The following is a 17,230-nucleotide window of genomic DNA, read 5'->3' on the forward strand; positions in this document are numbered from 1 at the left end:
CGGGGATTACTCCCACTCGATGCTGGCCGGGGGCTTGGTCGAGATGTCGTAGAGTACTCGATTGATGCCCTTCACCTCGTTGAGGATGCGGTTGCTGGTCTCGCGCAGGATTTGAGAGGGTAGTTCGACCCAGTCGGCGGTCATGGCGTCGTCGGAGATGACGGCGCGGAGATTGGTGGACCATTCGTAGGAGCGCTCGTCGCCCTTGACTCCGACGGTCTTGACCGGGATCAGGCCGGCGTAGGCCTGCCAGACTTTCTCATACCAGCCGTGCTCCTTGAGCTTGCCGATGAAGATGGCGTCGCACTCGCGGATGATGTGGAGCTTTTCCTCGGTGATGTCGCCGGGGCAGCGGACGGCGAGGCCGGGGCCGGGGAAGGGGTGACGCCAGAGGATATCGTGCGCGATGCCGAGCGAGGCACCGAGGGCGCGGACCTCGTCCTTGAAGAGTTCGGCGAGCGGCTCGAGGACCTTGCCCTGGGCTTGAAGCTCGAGGATGCGGTCGACGCGGTTGTGGTGAGTCTTGATCTTGGAGGCCTTCGACTTGGCGTTGGAGGCGCTTTCGATGACGTCCGGGTAGAGCGTACCCTGGGCGAGCATTTCAGCATCGCCGACGGCGTCCCAGAAGGTGTCGATGAAGAGTTCACCGATGATCTTCCGCTTGGCTTCGGGATCGGCCACGCCGACGAGTGCGCCGAGGAAGCGCTCGGAGGCATCGATGGTCTCGATCTTCACGCCCATGCGGTGGAAGTTGTTCTGCACTTCCTCGGTCTCGTTCTTCCGCATCAGGCCGTGGTCGACGTAGATGGCGCGGACGTTCACTCCGGCTTCGTGGAGAAGTACGGCGAGCACCGTACTATCGACGCCACCGGAGACACCGCAGACGACTTGCTTGGTGCCAACCGCGGCGCGAATGCCGTCGATGATCTCGCGCTTGAGGTCATCGATGCGGAAGGGCTCGAGGTTGCTGGCGGTGAGAAGGAAGTTGTGGAGGATGCGATTGCCCTCGTGGCTGTGCGTCACTTCCGGGTGGAACTGGATGCCGTAGAAGCGGTCGTCCCACTTGAGGGAAACGGGGGTGCCGTGCTGGTTGGAGGCGAGGACGACGGAGCACTCGGGGAGCTTCTCCACCGTGTCGGAATGGCTCATCCAGACCTGAGACTCGGGCGAGACGCCTTCGTAGAGACCGGTGCAGGAATCGGGCTTCAGAGCGGCGGGGCCGTATTCGCGGCGGTTGCTGGCCTTCACGGTGCCGCCGAACTTGATGTTGAGCAGCTGCATTCCGTAGCAGACGCCGAGCACCGGGACGCCGAAGGCCTTCAACGCTTCGAAGTCGAGGTCGGGTGCATCCACCTCGGAAGTGCTCTTCGGGCCACCGGAGAGGATGATGGCGCCGGGCTTGCCGATGTCCGGGAAATCCTCAAGCGCGTAAAGCTTCGCGAAGTAGCCGAGCTCGCGAACGCGACGAACGATGAGCTGGGTATACTGCGAGCCGAAATCGAGGACTGCGACGTGATTGGTGTCGTGCATGAAGGGAAAGGGAAAGGAAATCTGGAGATGGACAGGGGATCAAGCTTCACCCTGCGGACCGATGACAAGCTCCCATCGTTCGGAACTAAGCACGACCTCGCGCAGAATACCGATTACCGGATGGAAGACTGCGATAATATCGAGCTTATGGTCGGTTCCGCCGGGCTTCCGATAGGTCACACTAAAGTTGCGGTCGCAAAGGCTCGTTCGGATGGCGTTTCTGATCGACCCGCAGCTCTGGAAAAAGTGCTCCTCCGTCAGAGCAAGCACGGTTGCCTGAGGCGGGAGAAGATCTCGCCGCACGGCTGATTTGACCTGGGCCTTCATCCAAAGTCCACGGATCACCCGGAACACCACGATGGTGCCGACGAAGATCAGTAGGACTTTGGACAGTTCGAGCATGGTTCCCAAGGACGGGGAGTGTGGGAACTATCAGCCAAGCGGCTGATAGTTCGTCGGCTCCTCGGTGATGACGATGTCGTGAACGTGGCTTTCGCGCAGGCCGCCCGCGGTGATGCGGGTGAAGGTGGCGCGCTTGCGGAGTTCCTCGAGGCTATTGGCACCGACGTAGCCCATGCCGGAGCGGAGGCCGCCCATGAGCTGGAAGATGACATCGGAAAGGGGGCCCTTGTAGGGGACGCGGCCTTCGACGCCCTCGGCGACGAGCTTGCCGGAGCTGTTCTGGCCGTAGCGGTCGCTGGAGCCCTTGTTCATCGCGCCGAGGGAACCCATGCCGCGGTAGGTCTTGAAGCGGCGGCCTTGGAAATAGACCGACTGGCCGGGGCTTTCGCGGGTGCCGGCGAGCAGGGAGCCGAGCATGACGAGGTCAGCACCGGCGGCGAGGGCTTTGACGACATCGCCCGAGTAGCGGATGCCACCGTCGGCGATGACCTTCACGCCAACCTCGCGGCAGTAACGGGAGACATTCTGGATCGCGGTGAACTGCGGCATGCCGACACCGGCGATGACGCGGGTGGTGCAGATGGAGCCGGGGCCGACGCCGACCTTCAGTGCGCTGGCACCGGCGGCGACGAGGTCCTTGGCGCCTTGTTCGGTGACCACGTTGCCGGCGACGACCGGGCGGTCGGAAAGCGAGCGGAGCTTCGAGATGACTTCCATCACGCGCGAGGTGTGACCGGTAGCAGCGTCGATGAAGAGCGCATCGGCACCCGCATCGATCATCGCCTGGCCGCGTTCTACGCAGTCCGGACCGACGCCCACGGCGGCACCGCAGCGGAGACGGCCGGATTGGTCCTTGGCCGCGCTGGTGAAGGTGATGCGCTTCTCGATGTCGGAGCCGGTGATGAGGCCGACGAGTTTGCCATCGGCATCGACGAGCGGGAGCTTCTCGATGCGGTTCTGATAGAGAATGCGGCGGGCTTCCTCGAGCTCGGTATTGGCGGGGGCGGTGACCAGCTTGTCGCGCTTGGTCATCACGTCCTCGACCTTCGCGTCGTGGCGGTCGAGGTAGCGGACATCGCGGCCGGTGACCATGCCTTCGAGGCGGCCGTCGGCGTCGATGACCGGGAAGCCGGAGAAGCCATGCTCGGCCATGATGGCGCGGATTTCATCGATGGTCTGCTCCTTGCGAACGGTGAGCGGCTTCTGGATGACCGCGTTTTCCGAGCGCTTCACGCGGGAAACCATCGAGGCCTGCTCGGCGATCGAGCACGCGCGGTGAATCACGCCCATGCCGCCCTCGCGGGCCAGGGCCACTGCCAATTCCGTCTCCGAGACCGTATCCATCGCGGCCGAAACGACCGGGATGTTCAGCCGGATGTCGGCTGTCACAAACGTGGAAATGTCCGATTCCGTAGGGAGAATCTCGCTCAACGCAGGAACGAGAAGCACGTCGTCGAAAGACAATCCGAGGGAAATATCCGCCATGGCGGAGTCAAAAGAGGAGCCCCCCCGGTATCAAGAGCGAATCTTGCGGAAGGACGAACTTTGAGTGGGTGAGTTTGCGCAGGGGATTGGGGACCAGCGGGATGTGTCCACGAAAAACCCCGCCGCGGTAAACCGGGGCGGGGTTGGGAAATTTGAGAAGGAGGCGCGGGGCTTACTTCTTCACCACGTAGTTCAGTGGCGCGGGGATGGAGATGACGGTCATTCCGGCGAGTTGGCCGGCCATGACGCCAGCGGGGGCGTCTTCGAGCACCAGGCACTTCTCCGGCTTCACGCCGAGGAGTTGGGCGGCACGGAGGAAGATGTCCGGGGCGGGTTTGCCGATTTTCACGTCGTCGGCGGTGACCACGTCCTCGAAGAGGTCGGAGACGCCCACGGCCTGGAGGGTCTTTTCGATCACCATGCGGGTGCCGCCGGTGGCGATGGCCATCGGGACCTTGCCGCGGAGGCTTTCCGCGAAGGCGGCGACCTCGTCGATGAGTTCCAGCTTATCGAGCTTCTTGAGGAAGGCTTCGCGCTTGGAGAAGGCGACGCGCTCGGGATCGAGCTTCAGGCCGTATTCGTCGTTGATTTCGACGACGATGTCCTTCGTTGGGCGGCCGCCCATCGCGTAGAACACGTCTTCCTTGAAAATGCCGCCCGCACCGTGGAGCGCCAGTGCTTCGCACCAGGCTTCAAAATGGTAGGGCATTGAGTGCACCAGAGTCCCGTCGCAGTCGAAAATCACCGCATCAAAGCCCTCCGCCGACAGTTCGATCTCACCAATGGTCGCCATGCGCGCCGTCCGGGTATCAGCCCGGCACATAATGGCAAGTAGGCAAATTGAAAATGTCCTTCACAGAGGAAATTCCCCGTCGGTGTAGGTTCCCGATCTAACAACCTTCCCGTCGCCGGAAGGGGCTGAAAACGCGACTTTTCCGCGCAGAACCACCCCATTTTCAAAGGCTAAGTGGCCGGAAATGCTCACTTCCTCACAATCCGCGAGGCAGGGGGTGCCGAGATGTTCGATGGCATCCACCAGTTTATAGGAATCATCTAACTTCACGACCGGCGGCTGGCCATTGCGGGCGGGGACGAGCGCCACCCGGCCATCATCGCTGATCGAGTAGGCGCTGGAGCGCAGGGCGAAGAGGTCGGCGGTCGATTTGACCGGGGCGAAGCGGGAGCGGGGGACCTCGATCGCCTGGGCACCCTCGAAGCACTCGATGGCGGCGCCCATGGCGACTTCGAGCTGGATGACCGGGGTGGAATTCTTGTCGCGCGGGTCGATGGTTTTGCGGTTCTTGATCATGGGCAGCGGGAGGACACCGCCGCCCTTGGCGAGCTCTTCCTTGAGGAGGTCGAGGCGGAGCCAGATCGAGTTCGTGTTGAAATACTGGTGGGTATCGATGTCCTGGAAGGCATCGAGATCGGAGTCCGGGCACTGGGCGACCTCGCGGAGGAGCAGGCGGCCATTGTCGGCGCGGACGGCGAGGTGGCCGCCCTTGCGGTCGGCGGGGGTGCGGCGGGTGACTTCCATGAGGAAGGGCGCGCCGGAGTCGGCGAAATGCTTCAGCAGGCCGGGTTCGAGGACTGCGCCAAGGTTGTCGGAGTTCGAGACGAAGGCGTATTTCACGCCGTCCGCCAGCAGGCGATCCAGCCAGCCGCTGCCAACGAGGGCGGGGTAGAGGTCGCCGTGGCCGGGGGGGCACCATTCGAGGGAGGGATTCGCGGGCCACTCGGCGGGGGCGAGGGTGGCCTCGTCGATCTTCGGCACCTGATTTTGCATCAGCTCGACCTCGGAGGCTTCGGCGAAGCCACCGGCGGCGTGCTTCTTCAGGTACTCCAGCGTGTCATCGCTGGTGGAGAAGCTGTTCATCAGGAGCAGGCGGACCTTGGAGCCGCTGGCCTCGCGGAGGGCCATGACCTGGCGGACGATGAGATCGAGGAAGTTCACGCCGGGCCGGACTTCGAGGACGCTCTTCACCTTTTGCAGGCCCATGCTGGTGCCGAGGCCGCCGTTCAGCTTGATGACCACGGTCTGGGCGAGGAGGGTGGGATCCCATTCGCCATTGCCGGGTTCGAAGACGGCGAGGCCTTGGGCGGGCTTGATCTCGGATTCGGGGATGAGACCGGTTTCGTCGCGGCAAAGTGCTTCGTAGTTGTGGCGAAATGCACCAATTGCCGCTTCCATCACGCCTGCGGCGCGCATCTTGCTCTCAAAAGCTGAAAAATCTCCTCGATTCATTTGGGGTGGGAGGTGACGTCTGGTGCGGGGAAATTCCCGCATTCGCGCCGACCGCGCCCCGCCCTCCCACACAACTGCCGAGGTCGCAAGAAAAATATATTTTTCCGCTGGCACGAAATCTGCTAGACTATTCCTGATCGTAGGTTTTCATCGGTCTGTCCGCAGCAAACTGTGGAATTTGAACCATGGCCGATGCCTCGCTCCATCAATCTCAGGGACTGCAGCAATCGCTGGCTCCCCAGATGCGGCGCAGCTTGGAAATCCTCCAGGCGAACTCGATGGAGCTCCAGCAGCTCGTGCAGCAGGCGCTGGAGATCAATCCGGTGTTAGAGGACATCACGGAGTCCATTTCGCTGGATGAGAATTCGCCGGATCCCGAGGAGGCGGACTCGCTGGCGAGTCTCAATGAGACTGACGATGACTGGCGCGACCTCGAGATCATGGAGCGCCGCTCGAATCCGTGGAGCGCGGATGACGAGGAACGCCGCGAGCATCTCTACAACTCGATCGTGGCGCCGGAGACGCTGCAGCAGCACCTTTCCCATCAGCTTGATCTTTCGCTGGTGGAACCCGATGTCCGCCAGGCGGCGCGGCATTTGATCGGCAACCTCGATCCGCGGGGCTTCCTTGATCTGCCTGCGGGAGAACTGGCGCAGCGGCTGGGCATTCCGAAGAAGAGCATGGATGCGGCGCTGAAGCTTTTGCAGAGCTTCGATCCGCCGGGCATCGGTGCGGCGGGGATCCAAGAGTCGTTATTGCTCCAGCTGGAGCGCAATGGCGAGGGGAACAGTCTCGAATACAAGATCGTCCGCGATCACCTCGAGGAACTCGCGAGAAAGCGCTACCCGCAGATTGCGAGGACGCTTGGAACGAGCGTTGAGCGCATCTCGGAAGCAGCTTCGCGGATTGGACGCCTGACACCGAATCCTGGTGGTGATTTTGATCCGACGGGCAATCCCTACATCCAGCCGGATGTGGTCATTGAGAAGACCGACGAAGGCTTCCGTGCGCGTCTCACCAACGAGTACATGCCGAAGCTTCGCATCAGCGACTTCTACAAGGACATGCTCGGGAAGTCTTCCAATGACCGGAAGGCGCGGCATTTCCTGCGGGAGCAAATCCGTGAAGGGCGCACGCTGATCCGTTCGCTATCGCTGCGGCAGGAGACGATCCTTTCGATCGCGGAGAAGTTGATCGAGCATCAGCCGGCGTTCCTTGAGAAGGGGCCGCGTCACTTGCGGCCGCTGACGATGAATGAGATCGCGGACCAGATCAGCCTGCATGCGACGACCATTTCACGCGCGGTGGCGGGCAAGTATGTGCTCACGCCCCATGGCCTGATGGAGATGCGCGCGTTCTTCGCCGCCGGCTATCAGACGGCGGATGGGACCGAGGTCTCGAACGCGGGTGTTAGAGAGGCGATTCAGGCGCTGATCGGGAAGGAAGATCCCGGCAAGCCGCTGTCCGACGATGCACTGGCGAAACAACTGAAGGAGCAGGGGATTCCGGTGGCGCGTCGGACCGTGGCGAAGTATCGCGAGCAGCTCGGGATCTTGCCCTCGCACTTGCGGAAATCGTTCACCTCCTGAGCCGGATCGTAACGCCTGCCATCAGCTCCCGAGCTGCGGCGAGGGCGACGAGGCCGATGCCGGTGAGTTCGAGGACCCAGTTCATCTTGATCCCGCCGATGCGCGAGGTCTTCAGGAAGACGTCCATGTGATGGAATGAGATGGCGCGGATGACGATGAAGGTCAGCAGGAACACGAGGCCTGCGCTGAGGAGCTTGTGGCCTCTAACAAAGGCGCGGTATTTCCACGCGAAGAGCGGACCGAAGAATGCCACGAGCGCGAGGATGGCGATGATGAAGAACTTCTGGAAGCCGCGGCGGTTCTCGTATTCTCCGAAGAAGCGGGAGATCTCGCGGCCGATGTCGGTAACGAGCGATTGGAGGTCGAGCTGCTTATTGAAGCAGAGGAAGGCCATCAGCACCGTGACGAAGAACCAGACGCGATTCCGTTCGCGGTTTTGACTCCACACTCGCCAAGCGAGAACGGCGGCGAGCGCGTAGGCGGTGACGGTGAACCAGCCCATGGGCGAGGGATCGCCGATGACGGGGCGCCAGCGGATTTTCAACAGCAGGTCCATGCCGGGGGAGACGGGTGCAGGAGCGTTGTTAGGAAGCCCTGCGGGTGAATCGGTGTCGATTCAATTCCCGGCGGCGGACCCCGCGAGCAGCCCCGATGGCGACGGGCCGGATGCTCATGCCGGGAAACACAAAAGGCCGGGACGGTCCCCGGTTCCCCCCGAGTGATTCGTCCCAACCTTCTGATGAACCGGATACCTTGTGCGTGAATCCGGTCTTTTCTTTTTCTCCGAGCCGCGATCCCCCGACCACGGCATCATTAGCACTACTACAACGATGATGTTGGCGACACCCATGAAAGCTTGGGGGCTGACGCGTAACCCATCCCCCGACGGGCTGGCGTCATTCCCCGGCGACCGGTTACCTGCCAGACGGAGCCAAGGCTGTAACGTCGTGAAGCATGCCCCCCGGCAATATTCGCGAGCGTTTCTCTGCCCTTGTTGGCTACCGTTCCCCCCGACAGGCGGACCGACTTTTGGAAATTGGTCGGCACCGGGGAGCCGAAGCTGCCGCGCGGTGCCACGAGTTCCTTCGCTTCCAATTCCCCGGCCATCCGGCAAGCACCCCCCGGAACTTGCAGTCCGGTCAGGGAAACTTGGAAGTGGAGGAAGCTCGTCATTACTGAACCAATCGCAATCGACCTGAGCGGATTTCCAAAAAATCCGTAAAATTTTTAGAAGCCGATGATTCGGGTTCTCAGAAGGTCAGATTGATCCCGACGTGGCTGGCCTGCTCGGCGAAGTCGATCCGCCAGCCGTGATCGAAGCGGACATCGACGGAATCGGCGACTTTCATGCGCAGGCCGAAGCCGGCACTGGAGAGGGAGGAGGAGGGGCCATCCCGCATTTCGAGGGCGGCGTAGTCGAAGAAGCCGAGGACGCGGAAGGCGGCGATCTTGCCGGTCGAGATCAGGGGCGACTGGAGTTCCAGGGAGGTTTGGAGACCGGAGTCGGCGGAGTATTCGCGCTCCCCAACGCCGCGGACGGTCTGGTAGCCGCCGACGGCGAATTGCTCGGCGGGCAGGAGGCGGGAGTCGGCGACCTGGGCGGTGCCGCGGAGGTGAAGCTGCCAGTCCTTGCCGGGGCTCCACCAGCCGTCGCCGCTGAGGCGGCCGATGAGGTAGTTCGAGTTGGCCTCGGGATCGTAGGTGTGGAAATCGGCGTCGTCATTGTTGCCGCTGACACCACCGGGGGAGGCGATGAGGCTGGATTCGAAGGAGGCGGAGGCGTCTTCCCAATGGCCGCTGAGCTCGTGGCTGAGCTTGCCGTGGAAGAAGACGACCTCGCCGGGCGAGACGCTGCTGCCGCCGAAGAGGAGGAATTGGTCGGTGCCTTTCAGTTCGAAGCCGGCACCGAATTTTTGCTGCCAGCCTCCCCATGATGGCAGCGAGATCTTCTGCTGGGCGGCCAGCGACCATGACGAGCCTTCGCTTTCCACCGGGATGCCGCCGGTGGAGTAGCGGGAGGCGACTTCGGCGTAGGCGGCATCGAGCTGTAGGATCTGGTGGCTGGCGTGGAAGGGGATCTCCCAGTGAAGGGCATTGGCCAGCAGGGAGGACGCGGGTGCGCCGATAACGGCTTGCCAAGCAATGAGTTGCTCGCCAGGTGTCCAGCCAGCGGCACCGATCAGGAAGCGATCACGACCGAGGAGATCGGGGCCGCTGTTTTCGTAGCCGACATTGACGCGCCACGGGCGGGTTTCCTCGAAGGCGATGAGGAGATCGGCGGTGGCGGGCTCCACGCCGGGCGAAACGAACAGCCGCGGGTGGCGGAAGGCGGTGCGGCCGTACCAGCCCAATTGCTCATCGATATCGCCGCGCCGGATGGGCTCGCCGCTGCGGAGTCGCAGGCCTTTGGCGAGTTTTTCCGGGGTGCCGTATTTCGGGCGGGAGACGCCGACTTCGCCGAAGCGGCCGATTTCCAAGGTAAAGCGGAGGATGCCCTGGGAGAAATCCTGATCGGGGACCTCCAGCGCCACGACGGGGAAACCCTCGCGGTCGTAGTGGATGAGGATCTCATCGGCGATGGAGGCCATCTGGCTGGCATCGAGCGGCTGGCCGGAGAAGCGGCTGAGGCGCTTGGCGAGCCTGGCGGGTGAGGGGACCTCGAGGTCTTTCGTGGCTGAGAGGCCGGTTGCCAGGTCTGCCTCTTCGCCTCCTCCGGGCGCGACGAGCACCACCTTGTCCAGTCGCTTCACCAGGATTTCGCCGCCGGGAGTGGCCTCAGCGGAGGCGCGCACGGCGGGCAGGGATTCGGTGGCCTGGGCCTCGGGCAAGCGCGGGTCGATGCCCGGCAGCGATTGCCCACGGACGGTGGCGACGAGGCAGACGGCGAGTAGGAAGCGCATGGCCGACAGCGGAGGGGACGGCAGGGGGAGCATGCCGACTTCCAACAACGGCCGATGATTAGCAATTCCGAGCTATCAAGGCAAAGCGAAAGAGTTATACGAATCTTTTTAAAATAGACCTTCTGGGTTTCTTTATTTTTAGAAATACAAGCTTCCAAACCCTTGAAATTATAAGGTTTTTAAGACTTCCAAGCATGATAGGTCAATCATGACAAGGGCTGGACAAATGGGGAAAAAGTTAGATAAATCGCGCGCGTCCTAACACCTCGCCCCGTGACCGAAACCGCACTCCGGATTTCCCGCGGCATCTTCCGATTCCTGCTGCCAATCTTGGCTCTCGCGCAGGTGTCGGCAGAGCCGTCGACGGCGGACTGTGCGCAGGCGGAGCGGGACATTCCGATCTCTCCGAACGGCGCGGTGGCGGATGCCGGCTGGGCATTGGGGCGCTTGAACAAGGCCGCCTCGGCCACCAATGCGTCTTTTGTCTATCCGGAGACGACCACGCCGGTGCGGCTCTACATTATCGATACCGGGGTGAGCCCGATCGGCTCCTGGTTCACGGCGAACAAGAACCTGAAGTCCTTCCGTTCCGAACTGGTGCGGGCGACGGGTGATCCGACCACCTCCAGCGTGGTGGTGCACGGCACGCAGATGCTGTCACTGATTGTGGGGCCAGGCACGGGAGCGGCGGTCGGTACGCCGGTGCACGTGGTGAACTACAATATCTACCCAGGGACGAACGCCACGACCACGCTGGGCAGGCTGCAGGATGCGATTTTCCGGGTGCTGGATGATTATGAGGAGAACCCGGGTCTTCCGAGCGTGCTTTGCATTGCCAACAGTTCTCCGGATCCTGCCAAGAGCGCGGCCCTGGAGTCGCTGGTGAATCAGGCGGTTCAAGCGGGCATCACGGTGGTGGTTTCCGCAGGTAACCAGAAGGCCAAGGCGGCCAATTACATTCCCTCTGCCTACGGGACCAAGGCGGGCGTGATCTCCGTGGGGGCTTCCGGCACCGACAACAAGCCATGGGTGGGTACCGGTGGAACCGGCACGAATACGGGGACCGCAGTGGACCTGTATGCGCCGGGCCAAAATGTCCGCACCCTGAATGGGACGGATCCGCAACCGGGGAACTACGCTTATGCTGACGGCACCAGCCCGGCATCGGCGCTGACGGCAGCGGCCGCCCTGATCCAGCTTTCGCGGAATCCGTCGCTCACTCCGGCCCAAGTGGAAAAGGCGCTGACGACCACGGGGGTCGCGGCAGTGGCAGAGCAGCCGTCTTCTCCGAACGCGCTTGAGGCGCCGAAGGCGCTGGTGCAGGTCTTGCCGGATCCGGAAGGCGATTCGGATCTGGATGGTGTCAGCGATATTCTCGAGAGCTTCTTTGGCAGCAATCCCGCGAGCTCCGCAGTGCTGTCGACGCCGATGTCGGTGGTGAATGTTTCGGGTCAGGCGCAGCTTTCGTTCAGTATCTCCAGCGATCTTTTCAATCCGGCTGATCCTTATGTCCTCATCGATGGATCGACGTGGAAGGTGCGGGTTTCCGGCAATCTGCAGGATTGGGAAGATGCGACCGGCACGCTGACGCAAGGCGAAGCGGCGGGTGGATTGATCCCGGTGACGTTCTCGGTGCCGAGTGGTGGCTCGAGGGTTTTCCTGCGGATCGATGTGGCGGCGCCGGTGGCTCAGCCGTGAGGGTGGTTTTTTGCGGAGGCGTCCGGTGAGTGGCGGCTCTTTTTGTCCTAACGTCGGGCCTTATGCGGGGAAGAGCCCTATGGATCCAAGGTAGATTCCATGTGAGGCGCAGACGGCCCACCTGGTTAGCCCAGCGGACTCCTATCAGAAGGCACCGAGAAGCATGAGGTCTCCCGTTGGGAGACAAAGCAGGCAGCCGCTTTACCCGGCACTTCGTGCCGGGCTTTTATGAGTCGTCCCGTTGGGACGAGGAGGCGGGATGAATCCCGCGCTCCCAGTGGAAGACACTCCTGTGATCAGTCGCAGCCGCAGCAGGCGGGAGCCGGGCTGAGGGGGCGGTCTTCTTCGGCGGCGGGGGCGGCCATGGCGGGATTCGGGGCCTGGGTGCCGAGGCCGAGTTTGGCGAGGAGCTTTTGGTCGGCTTCAACGGCGGGGTTCTTCGCGGTCAGGAGCTTGTCCCCGTAGAAGATGGAATTCGCGCCAGCGAAGTAGCAGAGGGCTTGGGTTTCGTCGGACATGCGGGTGCGGCCGGCGGAGAGGCGGACCTTTGCCTTAGGCACGGCGATGCGGGTGACGGCGATCATGCGGACGACATCGAAGGCGTCGATCGATTGGCTGTCGGCGAGCGGGGTGCCGGGCATGGGCATCAGCGAATTGATCGGCACGCTCTCGGGCTGCGGATTGAACTCGGAGATAACCTCGAGCATTTTCAGGCGGTCCTCGGTGGATTCGCCGAGGCCGAGGATGCCGCCGCAGCAGACGGACATGCCGGCGTCCTGGGCATTGCGGATGGTGCGCAGGCGATCGTCGTAGGTGTGGGTGGTGACGATGTTCGGGTAGTGCTCGCGCGAGGTGTCGAGGTTGTGATTGTAGGCGGTGACGCCGGCTTCCTTGAGGGCCTTGGCTTCTTCCGGGCCGAGTTCGCCGAGGGTGACGCAGACTTCCATGCCGAGGGTGGAGACGTCGCGGACGATATCGAGCACTTGCTCGAAGCGCTGGGTGCCGCCGCGGACGCCGCGCCAGGCGGCGCCCATGCAGAAGCGGGTGGAGCCGGTTTCGCGGGCGGCCTTGGCGCGCTCCATGATGGCGTCCTTGCTCATGAGGCGCTCGATCTCGACGCCGGAGTTGTAGCGGGCGGATTGGGCGCAGTAGGAGCAGTCTTCCGAGCAGCCGCCGGTCTTGATGGAGAGCAGGGTGCAGAGCTGGACTTCATTGTTTTCCCAATTCGCCTCATGCACGGCGCGGGCCTGCTTGAGGAGTTCGAAGAGGGGCAGGGAATGGAGGCGCTGGAGTTCGGCGAGAAGCATGGGTGAAGAAGCAGATGAGGTCGGACCGGTGGATTTACCGCAGAGACGCGGAGATCGCGGAGGGACGCAGAGAAAGAGGTAAGAAGAGTGGCGGGTGGGGAAACGGTGGTTAGCGGACCCAGCCTTCGCCGAGGGGGAGTTTGCCCTGGCTGATAACGGTGTAGTCGGTCTTGCCGGTGGCACCTTCCATCTTCACGCCGGTGGCGCTTTTCCAGACCTTGGCCATGCTTTCACCGGTGTGGCAGCCCCAGCTCTTGCAGTAGGCGTCCTTGGCGAAGATGCCGCCGCGGATCTTGCCGAGGTCACGTTCATGGAGCCAGGCGGTGCAGGCGCCCATGATGTGATTGCCGTAATCGAGCATGAAGCAGTAGCGGTTCGAGTGGCCGAAGTAGTCGAAGGTCTGGACGGTGCCGCGCGGGCGGCTGTTGAGCGAGGAGATCAGGCTCGGGCCGCCATCGATCCAGACGAGGGAGACATTGCGCTTGCTGGCGAGGTCGGCGATCCAGCTGGTGTAGGGCTGGTGGTCTTCCTGGCCGCGCTCCTGGTAGCCGGGGCGGTAGACCATCCAGACGATGGAGGCGTCCTTGCCGTAGGCGGTGCGGATTTCCGCCATGCGGAGGGTGGAGGCGCGGACGAAATTCCCCCAGAAGCGGTCGTGCTGGTCTTGGGGCACGCGGAGGTTCTCAAAATTCCGCATGGCCGGGCCGCCGGTGACGATGACGTGTTCGGCGGAGGCGAGTGAAATGAGCGCGAAAAGGGCGAGCAGGACGTGGCGCATGGGGGCGAGTGTAGGGATCAGGGGCGGGGTGGCAATGGTTCACTGGGAGAGCGGAATTTCATTCCGCTGTAAAGGTCGCTCCATCCAGTCCTGAGCGGCTTCCCTTAAATCAGGATCCGTGCTCGCCAAGCCCCTTAAAATCAAACGGTCAAAAGCTTCTCCCCTGCCGAGTTCGTCATAGACCCAAAGGAGCTGCCTAAACTCCCACTCGTCCTCCAAGTCGAGCACTCGATGGGCAGTTTCCTCGAGGTGAGCCACCCGGACATTCTCCGGAACCTCCTTTAACATTAGCCTGCCGAGGGTGATGTTTCCCATATGTTGGCACTGGCAGGCTCTTTCCAGCAGGAACGAAAAGAGCTGCCGTGCCTGCTCTTTTTCCAAGAGTGAGGCACGCGAAATATCTTTCGATAGCCCCGGAGAAATGGCTTCGAGAGCGGCTATGAAAGCCTGACCATACCGGCTGTGCTGCAAGGCTTGGATATCACCCTGTAGCTGTTTTCTCAGACCATGGCACGAGCCATTTTTTCCAAGCCGGCAAGCATGCGGGCGCGGGTGGTGCCGAAGTTGAAGCGGATCCAGCCGGGCCAGCCGAAGTAGGCGCCGTCGGAGAGGAAGAGGCCGGCGTTTTTTTCGAAGTGTTGGGCGGGGTTGTCGACGTTCATGCCGCGGGCGTCGATCCAGGCGAGGTAGGTGGCTTCGCCGGGGACGACTTTCAGGGCGGGCATGCGCTCGGCGATGAAGGAGTCGAGGAGGGCGCGGTTTTCGCGGAGGTAGGCGAGGAGTTGCTGGCGCCAGGGCTCGCCGTGGCGGTAGGCGGCTTCGGCGGCGTAGTAGGAGAGGGCGTTGATCTCCGAGAGGGTGTGGCCGCGTTGGGCGGAGAAGCGGCGGCGGATGGTATCGTCGGGGATGACGGCGAAGGCGTAACCGAGGCCGGCGATGTTCCAGGTCTTGCTGGGGGAGAGCAGGGTGATGGTCCGCTGGCGGAGGTCATCGGGGAGCTGGAGGGCGGAGAAGTGCGGGGTCTTTTCCGCGTCGAGGATGAGGTCGCAGTGGATTTCATCCGAGACGAGGACGAGATCGTGCTTCACGCAGAAGCGGGCGAGCTCCTCGACTTCCTGGCGGGTGAAGACGCGGCCGAGGGGGTTCTGGGGATTGCAGAGGAGGAAGACCTTGGTTTCCGGGGTGACGGCGTCTTCCATGGCGTCCCAATCGAATTCGTAGCGGCCATTAACGAGGACGTGGTCGACGGTGATGAGCTTGGCGAGGCCGTCGTGGTGGACGCCGATGAAGGGCGGGTAGACCGGGGTGCAGGTCATGAGGGCCTGGCCTTCCTCGCGGCAGAAGGCGCGGCCGGCGAGGGAGAGGGCGGGGACGAGGCCGCCGAGGTGGACGACTTGCTCGCCGGGGACGGTGACGCCGCGCTGGTTTTCGAGGTAAAGGTCGATGGCTTCATTCAGGCCGGCGTGGGCCTGGGCGTAGCCGAAGACGCCGTGATTCACGCGGGCGTGGAGGGCTTCGATGATTTCGGGGGCGGAGGCGAAATCCATGTCCGCGACCCAGAAGGGGTCGAGCTCGGGCTTGCGGTCGAACTTGATGCAGCCGGTGCCTTGGCGGGTGATGGGGACGTCGAAGTCGTAGGTCACGGGCGGGTTTTTAATGCAGGTTCGGGCGTTGGCAAGGGTCCGTGCGGTGGGGTGGTTGGACTTTGGGCCCGTCCGGAGCTTCCGGTCATGGACATTGACCCCGGCTCCGGGTCGGGTTTTCCTCCCGCCGTGCTTGCCAAACGCATCATCCCTTGCCTGGACGTGACCGACGGTCGTGTGGTCAAAGGCGTCAATTTCGTGGATCTGATCGATGCCGGGGATCCGGTGGAGGCGGCGATGGCTTACAATGCGCAGCAGGCGGATGAGCTGGTGTTCCTGGACATCACGGCGTCATCCGACAATCGGGCGACGATGGTGGATGTGGTGCGGCGGACGGCGGAGCATTGCTTCATCCCGCTGACGGTGGGCGGTGGCATTCGCTCGGTGGAGAACATGCGCGAGATGCTTTTGGCGGGGGCGGACAAGGTGGGGATCAATACTTCGGCAGTGAAGGATCCGGGGCTGGTGGATGCGGGGGCGAAGGCCTTCGGCAGCCAGTGCATCGTGGTGGCGATCGATGCCAAGCGCGAGGGTCCGGGAAAGTGGGGCGTTTACACGCACGGCGGTCGCACGGCGGTGGGACTGGATGCGGTGGAGTGGGCGAAGGAAGTGTGGCGTCGTGGAGCGGGAGAGATCCTGCTGACGAGCATGGATGCCGATGGAACGCAGGCGGGGTATGATTGCGAGCTGACGGCGGCGATTTCGGAGAGTGTGGGGATTCCGGTGATTGCCAGCGGTGGTGCCGGGAATCTGGATCACATGGTGGAGGTGTTAGAGAAGGGGAAGGCGGATGCTGTTTTGGCAGCGAGCATCTTCCACTTCGGGAAGCACACGGTGGGGGAGGCGAAGCGGTATTTCTCGGAGCGAGGGATTCCGGTGAGGCCGGAGATGTGAGGTAAGGAGCGTGGACATTCTGTCCACGCCGTGTCGACAGGATGTCGACACTCCTTATAGGCCTTCCAGCGAGGGGACGACGTTGTCTGCCATGGAGAAGTCGAGGCAGGCGGTGGTGCGGTTGGGGACGGCCCAGACGTTGAGGCCGGCGGCTTTGGCGGATTTGACGCCATTGAGGGAGTCCTCGATGGCGAGGCATTCGTTGGCGGGGAGGCCGAGGCGTTTGATGGCTTCCAGCCAGAGGTCGGGGGCGGGCTTGATGCGCGGGGCATCGCCGCGGCAGACGACGTGGCGGAAGTACGGCATCAATCGTAGTTTCTCCAGCCAGCCATCGACCCAGTGGTGGGAGGAGCTTGAGACGACGGCGAGGGGGATGCCTTGGGCGTTGAGTTTTTCTAACAAGGCGACGACGCCGGGCATGGGGCCGGCTTGTTCGAGGTCGCGGCGGATTTCGACCTGGCGGTCTTCATCGAGCTGGTGCCAGTCGAAGCTGCGGCCGGTGAGTTCTTCGAGGTGGATTTTGGGAGACCAGGTGTCGAAGTCGGAGCCGATGCATTGGGTGTAGGTTTCCAATGGGAGCGGGTGGCCGTTGGCGAGGAAGGTGCGGTGCCAGGCCTCGTAGATGGCCCACTCGGTGTCGACGAGGACTCCATCGAAGTCGAAGAGCACGGCGGAAAATTGCATGCGTGGGGATGAAGGGACGCGGGATGGCGGGCAAGGCCGATCTTGTAGCAGAATGGCTGCGGACCGCGGTCTGAT

General features: G+C 62.8%; 15 protein-coding genes. 3 read left to right on the forward strand and 12 right to left on the reverse strand.

Annotated features, from left to right (window positions below):
• Positions 1-6: 6 nt before the first annotated feature.
• The 5 genes from guaA to WKV53_RS21520 form a co-directional block, all read right to left on the reverse strand.
• Positions 7-1,530, reverse strand: coding sequence for a glutamine-hydrolyzing GMP synthase (gene guaA / locus WKV53_RS21500; protein ID WP_341406869.1), 1,524 nt, complete (start codon positions 1,528-1,530; stop codon positions 7-9).
• 39 nt (positions 1,531-1,569) lie between these two features.
• Positions 1,570-1,932, reverse strand: coding sequence for a hypothetical protein (locus tag WKV53_RS21505; protein ID WP_341406870.1), 363 nt, complete (start codon positions 1,930-1,932; stop codon positions 1,570-1,572).
• Between the two features lie 30 nt (positions 1,933-1,962).
• On the reverse strand, positions 1,963-3,417 hold the full coding sequence (gene guaB / locus WKV53_RS21510; protein ID WP_341406871.1) for an IMP dehydrogenase: 1,455 nt from the start codon (positions 3,415-3,417) through the stop codon (positions 1,963-1,965).
• Positions 3,418-3,589: 172 nt separating this feature from the next.
• The gene (locus WKV53_RS21515; RefSeq protein WP_341406872.1) at positions 3,590-4,210 is read right to left on the reverse strand and encodes an HAD family hydrolase; all 621 of its coding nucleotides are present in this window, start codon (positions 4,208-4,210) and stop codon (positions 3,590-3,592) included.
• A gap of 60 nt (positions 4,211-4,270) precedes the next feature.
• Entirely contained in the window at positions 4,271-5,662 is a 1,392-nt protein-coding gene (locus WKV53_RS21520; RefSeq protein WP_341406873.1) for a UTP--glucose-1-phosphate uridylyltransferase, read from the reverse strand.
• A 185-nt stretch (positions 5,663-5,847) separates the two neighbouring features.
• Between WKV53_RS21520 and rpoN the strand changes: the two genes are divergently transcribed.
• The gene (gene rpoN, locus WKV53_RS21525; protein ID WP_341406874.1) at positions 5,848-7,251 is read left to right on the forward strand and encodes an RNA polymerase factor sigma-54; all 1,404 of its coding nucleotides are present in this window, start codon (positions 5,848-5,850) and stop codon (positions 7,249-7,251) included.
• Here the strand turns inward: rpoN and WKV53_RS21530 are convergent.
• Positions 7,241-7,807 (reverse strand): hypothetical protein, encoded by a 567-nt coding sequence (locus WKV53_RS21530; RefSeq protein ID WP_341406875.1) that lies wholly within the window; start codon positions 7,805-7,807, stop codon positions 7,241-7,243. The two genes, rpoN and WKV53_RS21530, sit on opposite strands and share 11 nt — an antisense overlap.
• Positions 7,808-8,501: 694 nt before the next feature.
• Positions 8,502-10,151, reverse strand: coding sequence for a ShlB/FhaC/HecB family hemolysin secretion/activation protein (locus WKV53_RS21535; RefSeq protein ID WP_341406876.1), 1,650 nt, complete (start codon positions 10,149-10,151; stop codon positions 8,502-8,504).
• Positions 10,152-10,424: 273 nt separating this feature from the next.
• Between WKV53_RS21535 and WKV53_RS21540 the strand changes: the two genes are divergently transcribed.
• Positions 10,425-11,849: a S8 family serine peptidase gene (locus tag WKV53_RS21540; RefSeq protein WP_341406877.1), complete on the forward strand. Its 1,425-nt coding sequence runs from the start codon at positions 10,425-10,427 to the stop codon at positions 11,847-11,849.
• A gap of 296 nt (positions 11,850-12,145) precedes the next feature.
• Here WKV53_RS21540 and bioB read toward each other — a convergent pair whose 3' ends face one another.
• The 4 genes from bioB to WKV53_RS21560 form a co-directional block, all read right to left on the reverse strand.
• Positions 12,146-13,156: a biotin synthase BioB gene (gene bioB / locus WKV53_RS21545; RefSeq protein ID WP_341406878.1), complete on the reverse strand. Its 1,011-nt coding sequence runs from the start codon at positions 13,154-13,156 to the stop codon at positions 12,146-12,148.
• Between the two features lie 109 nt (positions 13,157-13,265).
• Entirely contained in the window at positions 13,266-13,934 is a 669-nt protein-coding gene (locus WKV53_RS21550; protein WP_341406879.1) for a hypothetical protein, read from the reverse strand.
• A gap of 39 nt (positions 13,935-13,973) precedes the next feature.
• Positions 13,974-14,405 carry a hypothetical protein gene (locus tag WKV53_RS21555; protein ID WP_341406880.1) on the reverse strand — a complete coding sequence of 144 codons (432 nt, stop codon included), beginning with the start codon at positions 14,403-14,405 and terminating at the stop codon, positions 13,974-13,976.
• 29 nt (positions 14,406-14,434) lie between these two features.
• Positions 14,435-15,577 (reverse strand): MalY/PatB family protein, encoded by a 1,143-nt coding sequence (locus WKV53_RS21560; protein WP_341406881.1) that lies wholly within the window; start codon positions 15,575-15,577, stop codon positions 14,435-14,437.
• A 129-nt stretch (positions 15,578-15,706) separates the two neighbouring features.
• Here WKV53_RS21560 and hisF point away from each other — a divergent pair, with 129 nt between their 5' ends.
• A complete protein-coding gene (hisF, locus tag WKV53_RS21565; RefSeq protein ID WP_345789672.1) occupies positions 15,707-16,471 on the forward strand; it encodes an imidazole glycerol phosphate synthase subunit HisF in 765 nt (254 codons plus the stop codon).
• A gap of 54 nt (positions 16,472-16,525) precedes the next feature.
• On the opposite strand, the gene WKV53_RS21570 is transcribed toward hisF, so the two are convergent.
• On the reverse strand, positions 16,526-17,155 hold the full coding sequence (locus WKV53_RS21570) for an HAD family hydrolase (RefSeq protein WP_341406883.1): 630 nt from the start codon (positions 17,153-17,155) through the stop codon (positions 16,526-16,528).
• Positions 17,156-17,230: the final 75 nt, after the last annotated feature.

Origin of the sequence: Luteolibacter sp. Y139 (assembly GCF_038066715.1) — a bacterium.
GTDB classification, from domain to species: Bacteria; Verrucomicrobiota; Verrucomicrobiia; order Verrucomicrobiales; family Akkermansiaceae; genus Haloferula; species Haloferula soli.

Coding starts and splice junctions, on each gene's coding strand:
- guaA (WP_341406869.1), bottom strand. CDS start 1,530: ATGCACGACACCAATCACGTCGCAGTCCTCGATTTCGGCTCGCAGTAT.
- rpoN (WP_341406874.1), top strand. CDS start 5,848: ATGGCCGATGCCTCGCTCCATCAATCTCAGGGACTGCAGCAATCGCTG.
- WKV53_RS21550 (WP_341406879.1), bottom strand. CDS start 13,934: ATGCGCCACGTCCTGCTCGCCCTTTTCGCGCTCATTTCACTCGCCTCC.
- WKV53_RS21515 (WP_341406872.1), bottom strand. CDS start 4,210: ATGGCGACCATTGGTGAGATCGAACTGTCGGCGGAGGGCTTTGATGCG.
- WKV53_RS21530 (WP_341406875.1), bottom strand. CDS start 7,807: ATGGACCTGCTGTTGAAAATCCGCTGGCGCCCCGTCATCGGCGATCCC.
- WKV53_RS21505 (WP_341406870.1), bottom strand. CDS start 1,932: ATGCTCGAACTGTCCAAAGTCCTACTGATCTTCGTCGGCACCATCGTG.
- WKV53_RS21535 (WP_341406876.1), bottom strand. CDS start 10,151: ATGCGCTTCCTACTCGCCGTCTGCCTCGTCGCCACCGTCCGTGGGCAA.
- guaB (WP_341406871.1), bottom strand. CDS start 3,417: ATGGCGGATATTTCCCTCGGATTGTCTTTCGACGACGTGCTTCTCGTT.
- WKV53_RS21520 (WP_341406873.1), bottom strand. CDS start 5,662: ATGAATCGAGGAGATTTTTCAGCTTTTGAGAGCAAGATGCGCGCCGCA.
- bioB (WP_341406878.1), bottom strand. CDS start 13,156: ATGCTTCTCGCCGAACTCCAGCGCCTCCATTCCCTGCCCCTCTTCGAA.
- WKV53_RS21570 (WP_341406883.1), bottom strand. CDS start 17,155: ATGCAATTTTCCGCCGTGCTCTTCGACTTCGATGGAGTCCTCGTCGAC.